Origin of the sequence: Frigoribacterium sp. CFBP 13605 (genome assembly GCF_014839405.1) — a bacterium.
In the GTDB taxonomy this organism is placed as follows: Bacteria; Actinomycetota; Actinomycetes; order Actinomycetales; family Microbacteriaceae; genus Frigoribacterium.
This window is the reverse complement of record NZ_JACYNS010000211.1, coordinates 1-1184: the sequence shown is the minus strand read 5'-3', so window position 1 is coordinate 1184 and position 1184 is coordinate 1. Positions and strand designations below refer to the sequence as shown.

The 1184-nt window shown below is 75.7% G+C and carries 1 protein-coding gene and 1 pseudogene; both read left to right on the top strand.

Going from position 1 to position 1184, the window contains the following annotated elements:
* The coding region (locus IFT36_RS16080; protein ID WP_200413671.1) for a C40 family peptidase at positions 1 to 656 on the top strand (656 nt) is incomplete at its 5' end.
* Positions 653 to 1184, top strand: a pseudogene (locus tag IFT36_RS16075) (hypothetical protein); the annotation flags it as partial. The gene IFT36_RS16080 and the pseudogene IFT36_RS16075, both read left to right, overlap by 4 nt.

Here is a 1184-nt window from a genome sequence, read left to right as displayed (position 1 = left end):
CGTCCGCGACGTCGGCCACGGCCTTCGCCGACGCGCTCGCCGGCACGTCCGGGACGGGGGCGACGGCGACCAGCGCCTCCGTGGACGCCGTGGCCGGGTCGGTCGCGAGCGGCAGCGGAGCCGACGGCTCGGACGTGGTCGAGGCCGCGAAGAAGTACCTCGGCGTGCCGTACGTGTTCGGCGGCGAGGACCGGACCGGCATGGACTGCTCGGGCCTCGTGCAGACCGTGTTCGGGGACCTCGGCGTCAGCATGCCGCGGGTCGTGCCCGACCAGGCGGAGATGGGCGCCGAGGTGCCCTCGCTCGCCGAGGCGAAGCCCGGCGACCTGCTCGTGCCGAAGGGCGAGGGCCACATCGTGATCTACCTCGGCGACGGCAAGGTGCTGCACGCACCCCGCCCGGGCAAGGACGTCCAGATCGTCGACAACTGGTACAAGGACTCCGACCTCAGCACGATCCGGCGCATCGTCCCGGCCGAGGGCGCGACGGGTGCCGCCCCGGCGTCGTCCGCCTCGTCCGCGTTGTCGAGCCTGTCCGGCCTGTCGGGCTTGTCGGGTCTCTCCGGTGCCGCCGGTGCGTCGGGCGCGTCCTCGTCCGGGACCGACCTGATGACCGCGGCCCTGCAGAAGCTGATGAGCGCGGGGGTGGCCTCGTGACCCTGTCCCGCACCCTGCCGTTCGCGCCTCCTGCCTTGTCCGATGCGTCGTCGCTCCGCCCTTCCGCGGGGTCGCGGGGCCCGGGGGCCGGCACCGCCCGTGACGCCGACCGCGCGGCCACCGGCTTCGGTGCCGCCATGCGCGACGAAGGCTCCTCGACGCGAGGTGCCGACCGGAACGACCCTGTCGCGTCTCCTCCTGCCCCCACCCCGGCTCCGGCGTCCGCCTCGGCCGTGGCCGGGTCGTCGTCGCTCGACGCCCCGTCCGTCGTCCCCTGGCGCTGGCCCCTCGCCGAGGCGACCTCGGCACCGACCGCCCCGGTCGACGAGTCCGACACCGCGACCACCACGACCGAGAAGGCTTCGACGACCGACGGCACCTCCGCCGTGCCGAGCGACGCGTCGGTGGCCGGGGGCTCCGTACCGGTCGAGGTCGCGACGTCGGCCGCCCCGGCCGAGACGGTCGCCGCCGCCCTCGCCGCTCTTCTGCGCCCCTCCGCCCTCACCGCTCCGGTGCGCGTCGCGTCGC